Raw genomic sequence first — 17,045 nt, 5'->3', positions numbered from 1 at the left:
CAGGGCCGCGACGTGAATCCCTCCCGCCCGTTCATCCTCCGCCCCATCGCCACCTCCCTCCTGATGGCGGGCCTGCTCCTGGTGGGGGCCCTGGCCTTCCGCCAGCTGCCGGTCTCGGCCCTGCCCCAAGTGGACTACCCCACCATCCAGGTGGTGACCTTCTACCCCGGCGCCAGCCCGGATGTGATGGCCTCGGCCATCACCGCGCCGCTGGAGCGCCAGTTCGGCCAGCTGCCGGGCCTGAACCGCATGTCCTCCACCAGCTCCAACGGCAGCTCCATCATCACGCTGCAGTTCGTGCTGGACCTCAACATCGACGTGGCCGAGCAGCAGGTCCAGGCCGCCGTGAACGCGGCGGGCACCTACCTGCCCAGGGACCTCCCGAACCCGCCGATCTACAGCAAGACCAACCCGGCCGACGCGCCGATCCTGACCCTGGCCCTCACGTCGAAATCCCTGCCCCTGTCGAAGGTCGAGGACTTCGCCGACACGCGGCTGGCCCAGAAGATCTCCCAGCTGCCCGGCGTGGGGCTGGTGAGCATCAGCGGCGGCCAGAAGCCCGCGGTCCGCATCCAGGCCAACCCCTCGCAGCTGGCCTCCTTCGGCCTCACCCTGGGCGACGTCCGCACGGCCGTGGGCCAGAGCAACGTCAACCAGGCCAAGGGCAGCTTCGACGGGCTGCGCCAGGCCTATGCCATCGGCGCCAACGACCAGCTGCTCTCCAGCGACCAGTACCGCCCGCTGGTGATCGCCTACAAGAACGGCGCCCCGGTGCGCCTCTCGGACGTGGCCACGGTGACCGACGGCGTGGAGAACGCGCGGCAGGCCGCCTGGATGAACCAGGTCCCGGCCGTCATCCTCAACATCCAGCGCCAGCCGGGGGCGAACATCATCGCCGTGGTGGACCGGGTGAAGCAGCTCCTGCCCCAGCTCCAGGCCTCGCTCCCCGCCGCCGTCCAGCTCTCCATCCTCACGGACCGCACCACCACCATCCGCGCCTCCGTGGCGGACGTGGAGTTCGAGCTGATGCTGACCATCGCCCTGGTCGTGATGGTGATCTTCCTGTTCCTGCGCACCCTGGCGGCCACCATCATCCCCAGCGTCGCCGTCCCCCTCTCGCTGGTGGGCACCTTCGGCGTCATGTACCTGCTCGGCTACAGCCTGAACAACCTGACCCTCATGGCGCTCACCATCTCCACCGGCTTCGTGGTGGACGACGCGATCGTGATGATCGAGAACATCATGCGCTACATCGAGGAGGGCGAGCCGCCCCTCCAGGCGGCGCTGAAGGGCTCCGGCCAGATCGGCTTCACCATCCTCTCCCTGACGGTCTCGCTGATCGCGGTGCTCATCCCGCTGCTCTTCATGGGCGACATCGTGGGCCGGCTGTTCCGCGAGTTCGCGGTGACCCTCAGCGTGACCATCCTCGTGTCCGCCGTGGTGTCCCTCACCCTCACGCCGATGATGTGCGCCCGCCTGCTCCATCACAAGCGGCCCGAGGAGCAGGGCCGGTTCTATGTGGCCTCGGAACGGGTGTTCCAGCGCATCATCGCCTTCTACGGGCGGACCCTCAGCTGGGTGCTGGACCACCAGAGGGCCACCCTGATCGTGGCCGGGGCCACCCTGGTGTCCACCATCCTGCTCTACCTGGCCATCCCCAAGGGCTTCTTCCCCGTGCAGGACACCGGGGTGATCCTCGGCATCTCAGAGGCCCCCCAGTCCGTGTCCTTCGAATCCATGGCCGCGGCCCAGCAGACCCTCACCCGCGTGATCCTCAAGGATCCCGCCGTGGCGAGCCTCTCCTCCTTCATCGGCATCGACGGCACCAACACCACCCTCAACAGCGGGCGCATCCAGATCAACCTGAAGCCCCTGGAGGAGCGCGGCCTCAGCGCCGACCAGGTCATCCGCCGCCTCCAGCCGGAGCTGGCCCAGGTCCACGGGATCAAGCTCTTCCTGCAGCCTGTCCAGGACCTCACGGTCGAGGACCGGGTCAGCCGCACCCAGTACCAGTACTCGATGGAGGACGCCGACCCGAAGGAACTGGCCCAGTGGGCCCCGCGGTTCCTGGACCGGCTCCAGACGCTTCCCGAGCTGCGGGACGTGGCCAGCGACCAGCAGAACTCGGGCCTCCAGGCCCGGCTCATCCTGGACCGCACCACGGCCTCCCGCCTGGGCATCACGCCCCAGATGCTCGACGACGCCCTCTACGACGCCTTCGGCCAGCGGCAGATCTCCACCATGTTCACCCAGCTCAACCAGTACCGGGTGGTCCTGGAGGCCGCGCCGGGGCTGCAGCAGCACCCCGAGGACCTCCAGAACATCTACGTGAAGTCGGCCTCCGGCGGCGCCGTGCCCCTCAGCGCCTTCACGCGCCTGGAAGTGGGCACCGCGCCCCTGGCCGTGAACCACCAGGGCCAGTTCCCCACGGTGACCTTCTCCTTCAACCTGGCCTCCGGCGCCTCCCTCGGCGACGCGGTGAAGGCCATCAACGCCGCCAAGCGGGACATCGACCTGCCCCCCAGCATCAAGGCGGGCTTCCAGGGCACGGCCCAGGCCTTCGGCGCCTCCCTCTCCAACACGCCCTTCCTCATCCTCGCCGCCATCCTGACGGTCTACATCCTGCTGGGCGTGCTCTACGAGAGCTACATCCACCCCATCACGATCCTCTCGACCCTGCCCTCGGCCGGCGTGGGCGCCCTGCTCTCGCTGATGCTCTTCCGCACGGACTTCAGCGTGATCGCCCTCATCGGCATCATCCTGCTCATCGGCATCGTCGAGAAGAACGCGATCATGATGATCGACTTCGCCCTCGACGCCGAACGCAAGGAGGGCCGGCCTCCGACGGAGGCCATCTTCCAGGCCGCCCTCCTGCGCTTCCGGCCCATCGTCATGACCACCATGGCGGCCCTGCTGGCCGGCGTGCCCCTGGCCCTGGGTTCGGGCGTGGGCTCGGAGCTGCGCCGCCCCCTGGGCATCGCCATCGTGGGCGGCCTGATCTTCAGCCAGGTGCTCACGCTCTATACGACGCCCGTGATTTATCTCGCCTTCGACCGCCTCGCTGCCCGCGCGCGCCGCTGGCGCGGTGCGCCATGAGCATCTCGGCCCCCTTCATCCGGCGCCCGGTCGCCACCACGCTCCTGACGGTGGCCCTGGCCCTGCTGGGGGGCATCGCCTACCAGTTCCTCCCAGTCTCCCCGCTGCCCCAGGTGGAGTTCCCCACCATCCAGGTGTCCGCCGGGCTGCCGGGAGCCAGCCCCGACACCATGGCCTCCTCCGTGGCCACACCCCTGGAACGCCAGTTCGGCCGCATCGCGGGGATCACGGAGATGACCTCCTCCAGTTCCCTGGGGTCCACGAACATCACCCTCCAGTTCGACCTGAGCCGGAACATCGACGCCGCCGCCCGTGACGTGCAGGCCGCCATCAACGCCGCCCGTGGGGACCTGCCGGCGGCCCTGCCGAACAACCCCTCGTACCGGAAGGTGAACCCGGCGGATGCCCCCATCCTGATGCTCTCGCTCACGTCCAAGGTCGTCCCGCGGGAGAAGATGTACGACCTGGCCTCCTCCGTGCTGCAGCAGAAGCTGTCCCAGGTGCAGGGCGTGGGCCAGGTCTTCGTCTGGGGCGGGGCCCTTCCCGCCGTGCGGGTGGACGTGAACCCGGTGGCCCTGAACAGCCACGGCCTGAGCCTGGAGGACGTCCGCACGTCCCTCGCCAGCGCCAACCTCAACCGGCCCAAGGGCGACCTGTCCGGCGTCCACCACACCTGGTCCCTGGCCGCCACGGACCAGCTCATGACGGCCGCCGAGTACCGGCCGCTGGTCCTCGCCACCAAGAACGGCGCCGCCTTGCACCTCTCCGAGGTGGCCCGGGTCCAGGATTCGGTGGAGAACATCCGCAACCTGGGCATCTCCAACGGCGCGCCGGCCATCATCATCCCCATCTTCCGGCAGCCCGATGCCAACATCATCGACACCGTGGACCACGTGAAGGCCCTGCTTCCCCAGCTCCAGGCCTCCATCCCGCCCACCATGGAGCTGAACGTCCTGATCGACGCCACGCGCACCATCCGGGCCTCGGTGAAGGATGTCCAGTTCGCCCTGAGCATCTCCATCATGCTCGTCATCCTCGTGGTGTTCCTGTTCCTGCGGAGCCCCCGTTCCACGCTCATCCCCAGCGTGGCCGTGCCCATCTCCCTCATCGGCACCTTCGGGGCCATGTACCTGCTGGGCTACACCATCGACAACCTCTCCCTCATGGCCCTGACGGTGGCCACCGGGTTCGTGGTGGACGACGCCATCGTGGTCGTGGAGAACATCACCCGGCACCTCGAGGGCGGCATGTCGCCCATGGAGGCCGCCCTCCACGGGGCCAAGGAGATCGGCTTCACCGTGGTCTCCATCAGCATCTCGCTCATCGCCGTCTTCATCCCCATCCTGCTCATGGGCGGCCTGGTGGGCAGGCTGTTCCGCGAGTTCGCCGTCACCCTCTCCATCGCCATCGTGGTGTCCCTGGTGGTCTCGCTCACCACCACGCCCATGATGTGCGCCCGACTGCTGCGCCCGCACGCCGAGGAGCACCACGGCCGCCTCTTCCAGGCCAGCGAGCGGGGCTTCCAGTGGATCATGGCGCGCTACGAGCGTTCCCTCGCCTGGGTGCTCCGCCACCAGCCCCTCACCCTGGCGGTGGCCGTGGCCACCATGGTCGCCACCATCGGGCTCTACATCGTCGTCCCCAAGGGGTTCTTCCCCCAGCAGGACACGGGCCGCATCGTGGGTTCCATCGTGGCGGCCCAGGACGTCTCCTACCAGGGCATGGAGCGGCTGCTGAGGCAGTACGTGGCCGTGGTCCAGTCCGACCCCGGCCTCGAGAACGTGACGGGCTTCGTGGGAGGCGGCAACACCGGCCGCATGTTCTGCTCCCTCAAGCCCGCGGACCAGCGGAAGGACAGCGCCGACCAGATCATCGCCCGCCTGCGGGCCAAGACCGCCCACATCCCCGGCGCGGCCCTCTACATGCAACCCGTGCAGGACCTCCGCATCGGCGGCCGTCCCGCCAGCGCCCAGTACCAGTACACCCTCCAGGGCGACGACGCCCGGGAGCTCTTCGAGTGGGCCCCCCGGGTGCTCCAGAAGCTGCGCACCCTGCCCCAGCTGGCGGACGTGAACTCCGACCTCCAGAACAAGGGGCTGGAGGCCACGGTGGTCATCGACCGGCCCACCGCCTCCCGCCTGGGCGTCACGCCCCAGGCCATCGACGCCACCCTGTACGACGCGTTCGGCCAGCGCTTCGTCTCCACCATCTACACCCAGCTCAACCAGTACCACGTGGTGATGGAGGCCGAACCGGCCTTCTGGCAATCCCCGGACGGCCTGAAGTACATCTACGTGCGGTCCACCACGGGATCCCTGGTGCCCCTCAGCGCCTTTGCCCACTTCGAGCGCAAGGACACGACCCTCTCCGTCAACCACCAGGGCCAGCTGCCCTCCGTGACCCTCTCCTTCAACCTGCCGGTGGGAGTGGCCCTCGGCAACGCCGTGGACGCCATCGACCGGGCCGAGCAGGAGATCCGCCTGCCGGGCACCATCCACGGCAGCTACATGGGCACGGCCCAGGCCTTCCGGGCCTCCCTGGCCAACCAGCCCCTCCTCATCATCGCGGCCCTCCTGGTGGTGTACATCGTGCTGGGGGTGCTCTACGAGAGCCTCATCCACCCGCTGACCATCCTCTCCACCCTGCCCAGCGCCGGCGTGGGCGCGCTGCTGGCCCTGCTCATCTTCCGCACGGACCTGAGCGTCATCGCCTTCATCGGGATCATCCTCCTCATCGGCATCGTGAAGAAGAACGCCATCCTCATGATCGACTTCGCCCTGGAGGTGGAGCGCCGGGAGGGGGTCACCCCGGAACGGGCCATCTTCCAGGCCGCCCTCCTGCGGTTCCGGCCCATCACCATGACCACCCTGGCGGCCCTGCTGGGGGGGCTGCCCCTGGCCATCGGCATGGGCACGGGCTCGGAGCTGCGCCGCCCCCTGGGCATCGCCATCGTGGGCGGCCTCATCTTCAGCCAGCTCCTCACCCTCTACACCACCCCCGTGATCTACCTCTACATGGACCGGCTCCACCTGGGGTGGGTCCGGTTCCGGGCGAGGCGGAAGGCCCCCCTCCCGGCTTGAGCCTGGCCCCTCCGGGTGCGATCCTGGAAGGCTATGAGACTCGACCGGCTCGGCGACTTCCAACGCACCCACCGCAACGGGGACCTCCGCCTGGACCACGCGGGCCAGGCCGTGCGCCTGCTCGGCTGGTGCCGCCGCGTCCGGAACCTGGGCTCCCTGGTCTTCCTGGACCTGCGGGACCGCTGGGGCCTGGTGCAGCTGGTGGCCAACGAGGAGACCGCCGATCCCTCCCTGCTGGCCAAGCTGAAGGCGGTGCGCAGCGAGTTCGTCCTGGCGGTCGAGGGCGTGGTGGCCGAGCGCGAGAGCAAGAACTCGAACCTGTCCACCGGCGACGTGGAGGTGCGGCTGACGGATCTGAGGATCCTCAACACCGCCGCGCCCCTGCCCTTCCCCCTGGAGGACGAGGGCGTGGGCGAGGACCTGCGGCTCACCTACCGCTTCCTGGACCTCCGCCGGGAGCAGCTCCAGCGGAACATGGTGCTGCGCAGCGAGGTGGCGAACCTCACCCGGAACCACTTCCGCGAGCTGGACTTCATCGAGTTCGAGACGCCCATCCTCACCAAATCCACGCCCGAAGGCGCCCGGGACTACCTGGTGCCCAGCCGTGTGCACCCCGGGGAGTTCTTCGCCCTGCCCCAGAGCCCCCAGCTCTTCAAGCAGCTCCTCCAGGTGAGCGGCTTCGAACGCTACGTCCAGATCTGCCGCTGCTTCCGCGACGAGGACCTGCGCGCCGACCGCCAGCCCGAGTTCACCCAGGTGGACGTGGAGATGAGCTTCGTGCGCCAGGAGGACGTGCAGGGCGTCATCGAGCCCCTCATGGTCAAGCTGGCGAAGGTTGTCGGCAAGGAGATCGCCGCGCCCTTCCCCCGCCTGCCCTACCGGGACGCCATGGAATGGTACGGTTCCGACAAGCCGGACCTCCGCTGCCCCGTGAAGATCCAGGACGTCACCGGGCTCTTCGCCGCCAGCGGCTTCAACCTCTTCCGCGCCGCCGCCGAGAGCCACGGCCACCGGCGGGTCCGGGCCCTGTTCTTCCCGGGGGAGGGGCCAGGCGCCCTCAGCCGCAAGCAGCTGGACGAGCTGGGCGAGGTCGCGAAGCAGCTCGGCGCCGGGGGCCTGCCCTACGCCAAGTGGGGCAGGGACGGCCTCGCCAGCAGCTTCAGGAAGTTCCTCGAGCCCGCCGACGAGGCCGCCCTGAAGGCCGGGCTCGGGGCCGAGGGCGAGGGCCTGGCCGTCTTCGCCGTCGGCACCGATGCCCAGACCAGCCGCGTGCTGGGCGAGCTGCGCCTGCGCCTGGCCCGCCAGTTCGGCCAGCTGGACGAGTCCCGTTTCGCCTTCCTGTGGGTGGTGGACTTCCCCCTGCTGGAGTGGGCCGAGAACGAGCACGGGGAGCCCGGCCGCTACGTGGCCTGCCACCACCCCTTCACCAGCCCCCATCCCGATGATCTCGAGCTGCTGGAGACCGATCCCGGCGCCTGCCGCGCCGTGGCCTACGACCTGGTGCTGAACGGCTTCGAGGTGGGCGGCGGCAGCATCCGCATCCACGACGCGGAGACCCAGAACCGCATGTTCCGGGCCATCGGCATCGGCCCCGAGGAGGCCCGCGCCAAGTTCGGCTTCCTGCTGGACGCCCTGGCCTTCGGCGCCCCGCCCCACGGCGGCCTGGCCCTGGGGCTGGATCGCCTCGTCATGCTGCTGGCCGGCGCCGACAACATCCGCGAGGTCATCGCCTTCCCCAAGACCGCCCAGGCCCGCTGCCTCATGACCGACGCCCCGAGCCCCGTGGACGACCGCCAGCTCCGGGAGCTGCACCTGGCCCAGGAGGCCCAGCAGACCTACCGGGTGGGCGCCGTCTTCTTCGAGAGCGCGGAAGGAGGCACGCCCGAGCTGCGCGGCCAGGCCCTCCAGCAGCTGGGGCAGATGACCCCCCGCCAGGCCCAGGGCCTCGTGACCCTGGACGCCCAGGGCCAGATCCTCGACGCCCGGACCCTCAGCGGGCCCACCTTCGAATTCTGAAGCCCGAACCCCAGGACCGGGGCACCTCCTCCCGTCCGGCCACACAAGAAGGGAGGACCGGGACCTCCCGGTCAACCTCTGCCCTGCCATCGGGGTCCCTTGCCTGGGAGGTTTCATGTCCATGGACTTCGTCTGCCCGAACGGCGCCCGCGCCCTTCCAAGTCCCTGGCGCCGGGTCGGGCGCCTGCTCCGGAAGGGCCCGGTCCTCCTCTTCCTGGCCGCCCTGGCCCTGCTCGCGGCGGGCTGCAGCCATTCCAGTTCGGACACGGCCCCGGCGATCACGGCCCAGCCCCAGAACGCCTCGGTGATCACCGGGCGCCCCGTCTCCTTCAGCGTCACCGCCACCGGCACGGGCGCCCTCACCTACCAGTGGGCCAAGGACGGCAAGGCCATCCTCGGCGCCCAGGCGGCGACCCTCACCCTCTACAACCCGGGCCTGCAGGACGCCGGCCAGTACGTGGTCACCGTGTCGAACACCCTGGGCACGGCCACCAGCGCGCCGGCGACCCTCACCGTGGCGGCCGGGCTGACCTTCATGTCCCCCTTCGGCGTCGTCTCCGACGCCACGGGCAACCTCTACGTCTCGGACGCGGAGGATCACGCCATCTGGAAGGTGGACGCCACGGGCCGGAAGACCCTGCTGGCCGGAAGCCCCGGCGTGCCCGGGTCCGCCGACGGGGTCGGGAGTGCCGCCCAGTTCCGCTTCCCGGGCGGCCTGGCCTTCGATCCCTCCGGGAACCTCCTCGTGGCCGACACGGGGAACGACACCCTCCGCCGCATCGCCCCCGACGGCACCGTCACCACCCTGGCCGGTGCCGCCGGGGTGCCCGGGAGCACGGACGCGGTGGGGACCGCAGCCCGCTTCAACGCCCCCATCGGCCTGGCGGTGGACGCCGCGGGCGTGGCCTACCTCGGGGATTCGGGCAACCACACCGTCCGCCGCGTGGCCACCGATGGCACCGTGACGACCTACGCCGGCCTCGCCGGCCAGCCGGGCTTCCTGAACGGGGCCGCCGGCACCTCCCAGTTCAATGAGCCCAACGGCGTGGCCCTGGCCGCCGACGGCACCCTCTATGTCGCCGACTACGGGAATTCCTGCATCCGGGCCATCTCCCCCGCGGGGACCGTCAGCACCCTGGCCGGACAGCCCGGCACCCACGGATCGGCGGACGGAACCGGCGCCTCGGCCAGCTTCTACTGGCCCGTCGGCCTGGCCGTGGACCCCTCCGGCACCGTCTGGGTCGCGGACACCTACAACCACACCCTCCGGAAAATCCTCACCGGCGGCACCGTCAGCACCGTGGCCGGCTCCGGCGGCACCCTCGGGAACCTCGACGGGACCGGCACCGCCGCCCGCTTCGACCTGCCCTGCGGCGTCGCCGTCACCCCCTCCAGCGACCTGGTGGTGGCGGACACCGGCAACCACTTCCTGCGCCGGGTCACGACGGCCGGCCTGGTGACGACCTTCACCGCCCCCTGACGGCCCGCGGTCCAGGGGAGGGCGGGGCATGGCCCCCGTCCTCCCCGCGCGTACCCTTGGGGGCGTGCTGCCGCTGCTGCTCCTCCCCGTCCTCCTGGCCCAGGCCCCGCGCCACCCGGGCCGGGAGGGGCGGGCGCCGCGCAAGGAGGCCCCCATGGAACTCCGGATCCCCGCCTTCCCCGAGGGCGGTCCCATCCCGCGCGCCCACACGGCGGACGGGGCCGACCGCTCCCCGGCCCTCCAGTGGGGGGACCCGCCCCCCGGCACCCGGGCCTTCGCCCTGGTCGTGGACGATCCCGATGCGCCCGTCGGGACCTGGGTCCACTGGGTGCTGTACGACCTGCCGGGCGGCGCCCGCTCCCTGGCGGAGGACCAGCCCCGCACGCCGGACCTCCCGGGCGGTGCGCACCAGGGCAGGAACAGCTGGGGCCGGGTGGGCTGGAACGGCCCGTCGCCCCCGCCGGGCCCGCCGCATCGCTACATCTTCCGGATCAGCGCGCTCTCGGCGCCCCTCGGGCTCCCGGCGGGCGCCACCCGGGACCAGGTCGAGGCGGCCCTGCGGGGCAAGGTCCTCGCCCAGGCCACCTGGATGGGCACCTACGGGCGCTGAGGCCCGGATCAGGGCATCCCCGACTTCAGGCGGAGCGTCTCCCCGTCCACCACGAATGTGCCGTGGCCCCGGTGGTGGAGCGTCTTCGCGGCCCGCCGCCTCGGATCGATCCAGGCCTGGACCACTTCCAGGACGAAGAAGTTGTACTTCGGCACGAAGCGCGTATCGACCACCCGGCACTCCAGGTCGGCGAAGCACTCGGCCACCAGGGGCGCGGCCACCTTCTTCGCCGGCCTCGGGGTGAGCCCGAAGGCCTCGAACTTGTCGAGGTCCCGGCCCGAGGCGTTGCCGACCTGCACCACCTGCGGGGCCAGGGCCGCCGGGGGGATCGCGATCACGCACTCGCGGGTCTTCCGCAGGGCCGCGAAGCTGTGGTTGGCGCCGCTCACGAGGCAGCCGACCAGGGGCGGGGAGAATTCCATCATCAGGTGCCAGGACAGGGTCATCACGTTGGCGCGACCCCGGTGGGCCGTGGTCAGGAGCACCACCGGGCCCGGCTCCAGCAGGCAGTACACCTCGGACAGTGGCAGGGGCTTCAGCATGGCGGCCGCCCTCCCTCCCCTGGGGAGCACCCTACCGCCTCGCCGGCCCCTCCGGGCGGGAAGGTCAGGCTCCCCGCCGATCCCCTGTCAGCCGGGCCGAAAAAGGCGTGTTTTCCGACCCCGGGGGCCGTAGGTTGGGATCCTCCTGCGAGGTGTCCCATGCCGGGATGCCGCCTGCCGATGGGCCGCCTGGCCCTCGCGTTCACCCTGGCCGCGCTGGGCGGCCTGCCGGTCCGGTCCGGCGGCGAGGCCCGCGGGCGCGTGTGCGTGGCCCGGGTCCAGGGCACCATCGGTCCGGCCACGGCCACCTACCTGGCCCGGGCCCGGGAGGAGGCGGCGGGCCTGGGGGCCCAGTGCCTCGTCATCGAACTGGACACCCCGGGCGGGCTGCTGGAGGCCACCAAGGAGATCGTCCAGGGGTTCCTCGGCTCGCCCGTCCCCACGGTCGTGTACGTGTCGCCCCCGGGCGCCTGGGCCGGCAGCGCGGGCTGCTTCATCACCCTGGCCGCGGACGTGGCGGCCATGGCGCCGACCACCAGCATCGGGGCGGCGCACCCGGTCCGCCTTGGACCTTCCGGGGACAAGCAGGACGACGTGATGCGCCAGAAGCTGGAGAACTTCACCGCCAGCTACCTGGAGGCCATCGCCGCCAAGCGCCACCGCAACACCGCCTGGGCCCTGGCCTCGGTGCGCGAGAGCGCCTCGGTCACCGCCGACAGGGCCCTCGAGCTGGGCGTGATCGATGTCATCGCCCGGGATCTGCCGGACCTCCTGGCCCAGCTCGACGGGCGTGGGGTGAACGGCAGGACTCTGAAGACCGCCGGGGCGGCCACCATCGATCTCCCCATGACGGCCCGGGAGAAGGCTCTCCAGGTCCTCGCGCACCCGCAGGTCATGCTGATCCTGCTGCTGGTGGTGATGTACGGGGTCATCGGGGAACTGACCAGCCCCGGGGCCATCCTGCCCGGCGTGGCCGGCGTGATCGCCCTGGTGCTGCTGCTGTACCTCGCCTCCGTCCTGCCCGTGAACCTCGCCGGCCTGGCCCTCGTCGCGGTGGCGGTGGCTCTCTTCGTCTTCGACGTGTTCGCCCCGACCCACGGCGTCCTCACGGTCGGCGGGATGGTGGCGTTCTTCCTCGGGACCCTCCTGCTCTTCGACCGCAGCGAGCCCTTCCTGCGGCTATCCCTGGCGTGGCTCCTGCCCGCCACCGTGGTGACGGCCCTCTTCTTCACGTTCGTCGTCGGCGCCGGCATCCGCGCCCAGCGGGCGCCGGCGAAGACCGGTGCCGAGGCGATGATCGGCCGCACGGTCACCGCCCTGGAGCGCATCGATGCCGGCGGCGGCCGGGTGTTCCTCGAGGGCGAGTACTGGACCGCGGAAAGCCCGGAACCCGTGGAGGCCGGGCAGGACGCCGAGATCGTCGCCCGGGAGGGCCTGACGCTGAAGGTCAAACCCCGCACCCCTTCGAGGGAGGAACCGCCATGAACCCCTTCTTCACGATCCTGTTCCCCTGGGCCGTCATCCTGATCGTCGTGGGCGCGATCATCCTGCCCCAGGCGGCCCGCATCCTGCGGGAGTACGAGCGGGGCGTCATCTTCCGCTGGGGCAAGCTCAAGGGCGCCAGGGGGCCCGGCCTCATCTTCCTCATCCCCTTCATCGACCGGATGGTGCGGATGGACCTGCGGGTGGTGACCATCGACGTGCCCAAGCAGGAGGTCATGACCCGCGACAACGTGCCGGCGACGGTGGATGCCGTGGTCTATTTCCGCGTGGTGGACCCGGCGGCGGCGGTGGTGAAGGTGGAGAACTTCCTCAAGGCCTCCTCCCTGATCGCCCAGACCACGCTGAGGAAGGTGCTCGGCCAGTCGGAGCTGGACGAGCTGCTGGCCCACCGGGAGAAGATCAACCTCCAGCTCCAGGAGATCATCGACCGGCAGACCGCGCCCTGGGGCGTGAAGGTGAGCACCGTGGAGGTGCGCGACGTGGTGCTGCCCGACGGGATGAAGCGCGCCATGGCCAAGCAGGCCGAGGCCGAGCGGGAACGCCGCGCCAAGGTCGTCAATGCCGAAGGCGAGTTCCAGGCCGCCGAGAAGATGGTGCAGGCCGCGGCCATGATCGCCGAGCAGCCCATCGCCCTCCAGCTCCGGTTCCTCCAGACCATGGTCGAGATCGCCAGCGAGCACAACACCACCACCTTCGTGCCCCTCCCCAGCGAGCTCTTCGGCCCCTTCATGAAGAAGACGATCTAGGAAGCGCCTCCCGGAGGTTCCGACCGGGCCGGAAGGACCGTCGCAGCAGTGTGCGACACTGGTCCCGGCCCCATCGCGCGACGAGGAACCCCCATGACGGCAGCCCCCGGCAAAGCCCCCAAGAAGGAAAAAGAGAAGAAGCAGACGCCGGAGGAACGGCTCCAGGCCCTGCGCTACAACCACATGATGTACGGCCCCACGGCGGGGGAGATGCGCCCGGCCGCCAAGAAGGTCAACTACGGCACCGCCTACCTCAACCACCCCAAGTTCCAGAGCCTGCTGGCGGCCTTCAAGAAGGGGACGGCCTTCAGCTTCGAGGTCACGGACAAGGGCAGGGCCTACCCCATCGCCACCGGGGAATCCCACCTGTCCTTCGATGGCAAGGTCGTCTTCTACTCGCGCCACCTGAACAAGTACGAAGACCATCTGCTGATGGACCGGAGCGTGGCCGTCCATTGCCAGGGGATCGAGGCCTTCGTCCACCTCGTCTTCGCCGTCCTGCGGAGCTTCCCCGACCTCGAAGGCCCGGCCCTGTCCTATTTCCAGAACCAGTTCTACCTCGGCGGCGACACCCTGGACGCCGGGATCGCCGAATCCGGCCCGAACCTCCTGCTGGGCTCCTTCCGGCACGGGCAGGCCGCCGAGAAGGCCCGGAAGTAGGCCCCCCGCCCTGGAAGCCATGACCATCACCCTCCGCCAGCGGGCCCAGCTGATCCTCCGGGAGGCGGGCTGGGAGCTGCCGGCGCCGCCGGTGGTGTGGTCGCCCAGGATGGCGCGGTGCGCCGGGCTCTTCGTGATCGAGAAGGATTTCCGGGGGAAGTGGCACCCGGAGATCCGCCTCAGCATCCCCCTGCTCCGCCGCCGGGACTGGCCCTGGCCCCAGCCGGTCTGCGGGATGCACTGCCACGACCCCGAGCAGGTGCAGCGCCGCATCCTCGAGCACGAGCTCATCCACTACAAGCTCTGGATGGACCGGGAGCGGGACTGGGGCCACAGCGAGCGGTTCCGGCGGCTGGCCTTGGAGGCGTTCGGGCACCAGAGCATCACGCACGGCATCGGCACGGAGCCGGAAGGCTGACGGCGCGCGGTCTCGGCCTGATTCGCTCCTTGCGGGGGCCCCGCTCCGCAGGCTCCCCCGGAGCCTGTTCCGCGACCCGCATGGTCGCGACCCACGGCATCGGCACGGAGCCGGAAGGAGGCGGGTGCGTGGCTCCGACCCCGGGACGCGGGAGTAGACTCGCTCCATGACGTCCTGGGACCCCGCCCTGCTCACCGCCCCGCCGCTGACGGGCGGGGAGGAACGGCTGCCGCCCGCCCACAAGCTCTTCGCCCTGCGCACGCTGCCCCTGGGGGAGATCAAGGCCGTGGGCTTCGACATGGACCACACCCTGGCCCGGTACCGCTCCCCGGAGATCGACGAGCTGGCCTTCAAGAAGGCGGCGCGGCTGCTGGTGCGGGAGCACGAGTACTCCCCCTGGCTGCTGGGGGTCGAATACGACCCGGCCTTCGCCGTGCGCGGGCTGGTGCTGGACGGCCTGCGCGGCAACCTCCTCAAGCTGAACCGGGAGCGCCAGGTGGTGCGGGCCTGCCACGGCAGCCGGCCCCTGGGACGCGCCGAGATGGAGGGGGTCTACGGCCGCCGCCGCCTGGCCACCACGGCCAAGGGCTTCCGCAGCATCGACACCCTCTTCGAGATCCCCGAGAGCCACCTCTTCGCCCAGATGGTGGACGGCTTCGACCAGGGATTCCTGAAGGCCGACAACTACCTCCAGCTCTTCCACCAGGTCCGCTGGGCCATCGACACCGCCCACCGCAATGGGGAGATGAAGGCCGAGATCCTGACCCACCGCGACTACTTCGTCCACCAGGATCCCCAGCTGGCCCTGGCCCTGGACCGCCTCAAACGCTCCGGCAAGAAGCTCTTCCTGCTCACCAACAGCGAGTGGACCTTCACCGACGGGGTGCTCTCGCACCTGCTGGACGGCCAGGACGAGGCGCGGCCCCGGTGGACGGACTACTTCGACCTCATCGTGGTGAGCAGCCGCAAGCCCGGCTTCTTCACGGAGGCCCCGGAGGCCCTGCCCCTGGAGGGCCATCCCCGGTGCTTCTCCGGGGGGCACACCGCCTGGCTGGAAGGCCAGCTCCAGGCCGAAGGCGAGCAGATCCTCTACGTGGGCGACCACATCTACGGCGACGTGCTGCGGTCCAAGAAGAATGCCTCCTGGCGCACCCTGCTGCTGGTCCCGGAGCTCGAACGGGAGCTGAAGCTGCTGGAGGCCAAGGCCGGGGACCTGCGGGAGTCCCTGCGGCTGGAGACCATGCGCCGCCGCACCCTGCGCCGGTCCTCCGTGCTCTTCGACCAGTGGAAGCGGAACCGGGTGCGCCGGCACGTGCTGGGTCCCCGCCTCAGCCCCGAGGCCACCACCGCCCTGGACCACGAGGCCGCGCACCTGGCGGCCACCGCCGAAGCCCTCCAGCGCCGGGCCGAGCTGCTGGCCCTGGGGCTCGACCGGCTCACCCGCGAGATCGAGGCCGCCTTCAACCCCATGTGGGGCCCCATCTTCCGCGACCGCGACGAGCAGACCCGCTTCGCGGACCAGATCCAGCAGTACGCCTGCGCCTACACCGGCCGGGTGGCCAACCTGTACATGTACGATCCCGGGGCCACCGTCTACGCGCCGATGCCCGCCCTGCCCCACGAGCGGACGCCGCTGGGCTGACCGGGGATCGCCGGCCTACCTCACCACGCGGTGCGTGGCCCTGGCCTTCGCCAGCACGTGCTTGATGGCGTCCACGGTCTGGTCCTGGTCCGCCTCCGTGAGGCCCGGCCACAGGGGCAGGCTCATGAGGCGCTCGCCGCTCCAGTCGGTGTGGGGCAGGCCCTCCTTGGGCAGGTGGCTCGGGTTCGCCGCGTAGAAGTCGCGGTACCAGGGGTGGACATGGGCCGGCCGGTAGTGGATGCCGGTGCCGATGTTCTCCTCCTTCAGTGCGGCCACGAAGGCGTCCCGGTCCAGGCCCGCCTTTTCGGGATGCAGGCGGGCCACGAAGAGGTGGAAGCAGTGGCCGTGGTCGGCATCGCCCGCCCAGGGCAGCATCAGCTCCTCGACGTCCTTCAGGAGGTCGAGGTAGCGGTGGAACAGCACCCCCCGCCGGGCGTTGAAGCCGTCGAGCTTGGGGATCTGGTGGATCCCGATGGCCGCCTGGAGATCCATGAAGTTGGCCTTGCGGGCGGGCTCGTAGACTTCCGTGTGCGGGCTGCCCTCCTTGGCGAACCGCTTCCAGGCGTCCCGGTCGATGCCGTGGAAGCGCAGCCGCTTGATGCGGCTCTCGAACGCGTCGTCGAAGAAGGCGATGGCCCCGCCCTCGCCCGTGGTCATGTTCTTGTTGGGGTGGAAGCTGTAGACGCTCATGACCGAGCGCGGGTCGCCGCCGATCTTCGTGCTCTTGTACGAGGCGCCCATGGCCTGGGCCGCGTCCTCGATGACCCAGAGCCCGTGCTTCTCGGCCACCGCCCAGATCGCCTCCATGGGACACGGCAGCCCCGTGAGGTGCACGGGGATGATGCCCTTCGTGCGCGGCGTGATGGCGGCCTCGAGCTTCGCCGGGTCGAGGTTCAGGGTCTTCGGGTCGATGTCCACCAGCACGGGCACGCCCCCCTGCAGGACGATCGTGCTGAGGGTGCTCACCCACGTCAGCGAGGTGGTGATGACCTCGTCGCCCGGCTGCAGGCCCAGCACCTGCAGGGTGATCTCCTGGGCCGTGGTGGCGCTGTTCATCACCAGGCAGTGGGGCACGCCGTTGTAGTCCTGGAGCGCCTCCTCGAACTTCGCGGACTTGGGCCCCGTGGTGATCCATCCGCTGTGGATGGTGTCGATGATCTCCGCGATCTCCTCCTGGCCCACCATGGGGCGGGTGAAGGGCAGGAACTGCGGCCGGCGCACATAGGACATGGGAACTCCGAACACGAATCCG

At 70.3% G+C, this 17,045-nt stretch carries 12 protein-coding genes; 10 read left to right on the top strand and 2 right to left on the bottom strand.

The genetic code is table 11. The annotated features are described in order from the left end of the window. The first annotated feature begins 12 nt into the window (after positions 1-12). The 5 genes from QSJ33_RS12910 to QSJ33_RS12890 all read left to right on the top strand — a co-directional run bounded on the left by QSJ33_RS12910 (position 13) and on the right by QSJ33_RS12890 (position 10,282). Positions 13-3,096, top strand: coding sequence for a multidrug efflux RND transporter permease subunit (locus QSJ33_RS12910; protein ID WP_285726816.1), 3,084 nt, complete (start codon positions 13-15; stop codon positions 3,094-3,096). Beyond that, entirely contained in the window at positions 3,093-6,176 is a 3,084-nt protein-coding gene (locus QSJ33_RS12905; RefSeq protein WP_285726814.1) for a multidrug efflux RND transporter permease subunit, read from the top strand. The genes QSJ33_RS12910 and QSJ33_RS12905 overlap by 4 nt, the downstream gene beginning before the upstream one ends. A gap of 33 nt (positions 6,177-6,209) precedes the next feature. Next, positions 6,210-8,192 carry an aspartate--tRNA ligase gene (gene aspS / locus QSJ33_RS12900; protein WP_285726812.1) on the top strand — a complete coding sequence of 661 codons (1,983 nt, stop codon included), beginning with the start codon at positions 6,210-6,212 and terminating at the stop codon, positions 8,190-8,192. Positions 8,193-8,307: 115 nt separating this feature from the next. Then, positions 8,308-9,672: an immunoglobulin domain-containing protein gene (locus tag QSJ33_RS12895; RefSeq protein ID WP_285726810.1), complete on the top strand. Its 1,365-nt coding sequence runs from the start codon at positions 8,308-8,310 to the stop codon at positions 9,670-9,672. A gap of 28 nt (positions 9,673-9,700) precedes the next feature. Next, positions 9,701-10,282 carry a YbhB/YbcL family Raf kinase inhibitor-like protein gene (locus QSJ33_RS12890; RefSeq protein ID WP_285726809.1) on the top strand — a complete coding sequence of 194 codons (582 nt, stop codon included), beginning with the start codon at positions 9,701-9,703 and terminating at the stop codon, positions 10,280-10,282. Between the two features lie 8 nt (positions 10,283-10,290). On the opposite strand, the gene QSJ33_RS12885 is transcribed toward QSJ33_RS12890, so the two are convergent. After that, entirely contained in the window at positions 10,291-10,821 is a 531-nt protein-coding gene (locus QSJ33_RS12885) for a flavin reductase family protein (RefSeq protein ID WP_420801404.1), read from the bottom strand. A gap of 162 nt (positions 10,822-10,983) precedes the next feature. Between QSJ33_RS12885 and QSJ33_RS12880 the strand changes: the two genes are divergently transcribed. The 5 genes from QSJ33_RS12880 (at position 10,984) to QSJ33_RS12860 (ending at position 15,793) form a co-directional block, all read left to right on the top strand. Next, a complete protein-coding gene (locus QSJ33_RS12880; RefSeq protein ID WP_285726804.1) occupies positions 10,984-12,309 on the top strand; it encodes an NfeD family protein in 1,326 nt (441 codons plus the stop codon). Then, complete coding sequence (locus tag QSJ33_RS12875; protein ID WP_285726802.1) at positions 12,306-13,073, top strand: slipin family protein; 768 nt, start codon at positions 12,306-12,308, stop codon at positions 13,071-13,073. The genes QSJ33_RS12880 and QSJ33_RS12875 overlap by 4 nt, the downstream gene beginning before the upstream one ends. A 93-nt stretch (positions 13,074-13,166) precedes the next feature. Further along, complete coding sequence (locus QSJ33_RS12870) at positions 13,167-13,733, top strand: hypothetical protein (protein ID WP_285726799.1); 567 nt, start codon at positions 13,167-13,169, stop codon at positions 13,731-13,733. Positions 13,734-13,752: 19 nt separating this feature from the next. Beyond that, entirely contained in the window at positions 13,753-14,151 is a 399-nt protein-coding gene (locus tag QSJ33_RS12865) for a SprT family zinc-dependent metalloprotease (RefSeq protein WP_285726797.1), read from the top strand. A 166-nt stretch (positions 14,152-14,317) separates the two neighbouring features. Then, a complete protein-coding gene (locus QSJ33_RS12860; protein ID WP_285726795.1) occupies positions 14,318-15,793 on the top strand; it encodes an HAD-IG family 5'-nucleotidase in 1,476 nt (491 codons plus the stop codon). Between the two features lie 15 nt (positions 15,794-15,808). Here the strand turns inward: QSJ33_RS12860 and QSJ33_RS12855 are convergent, their stop codons facing one another. Further along, positions 15,809-17,023 (bottom strand): DegT/DnrJ/EryC1/StrS family aminotransferase, encoded by a 1,215-nt coding sequence (locus QSJ33_RS12855; protein WP_285726793.1) that lies wholly within the window; start codon positions 17,021-17,023, stop codon positions 15,809-15,811. Positions 17,024-17,045 lie beyond the last annotated feature (22 nt).

Source organism: Geothrix rubra, from assembly GCF_030268065.1.
Lineage (GTDB): Bacteria > Acidobacteriota > Holophagae > Holophagales > Holophagaceae > Geothrix > Geothrix rubra.
The sequence above is the reverse complement of the archived record's forward strand: the minus strand, read 5'-3'. Positions and strand labels throughout refer to the sequence as shown.

What these genes read in the sequence shown, in the direction of transcription:
- QSJ33_RS12905 (WP_285726814.1), top strand. Translation starts at nt 3,093, where the DNA reads ATGAGCATCTCGGCCCCCTTCATCCGGCGCCCGGTCGCCACCACGCTC.
- aspS (WP_285726812.1), top strand. Translation starts at nt 6,210, where the DNA reads ATGAGACTCGACCGGCTCGGCGACTTCCAACGCACCCACCGCAACGGG.
- QSJ33_RS12895 (WP_285726810.1), top strand. Translation starts at nt 8,308, where the DNA reads ATGTCCATGGACTTCGTCTGCCCGAACGGCGCCCGCGCCCTTCCAAGT.
- QSJ33_RS12890 (WP_285726809.1), top strand. Translation starts at nt 9,701, where the DNA reads ATGGCCCCCGTCCTCCCCGCGCGTACCCTTGGGGGCGTGCTGCCGCTG.
- QSJ33_RS12880 (WP_285726804.1), top strand. Translation starts at nt 10,984, where the DNA reads ATGCCGGGATGCCGCCTGCCGATGGGCCGCCTGGCCCTCGCGTTCACC.
- QSJ33_RS12875 (WP_285726802.1), top strand. Translation starts at nt 12,306, where the DNA reads ATGAACCCCTTCTTCACGATCCTGTTCCCCTGGGCCGTCATCCTGATC.
- QSJ33_RS12870 (WP_285726799.1), top strand. Translation starts at nt 13,167, where the DNA reads ATGACGGCAGCCCCCGGCAAAGCCCCCAAGAAGGAAAAAGAGAAGAAG.
- QSJ33_RS12865 (WP_285726797.1), top strand. Translation starts at nt 13,753, where the DNA reads ATGACCATCACCCTCCGCCAGCGGGCCCAGCTGATCCTCCGGGAGGCG.
- QSJ33_RS12860 (WP_285726795.1), top strand. Translation starts at nt 14,318, where the DNA reads ATGACGTCCTGGGACCCCGCCCTGCTCACCGCCCCGCCGCTGACGGGC.
- QSJ33_RS12855 (WP_285726793.1), bottom strand. Translation starts at nt 17,023, where the DNA reads ATGTCCTATGTGCGCCGGCCGCAGTTCCTGCCCTTCACCCGCCCCATG.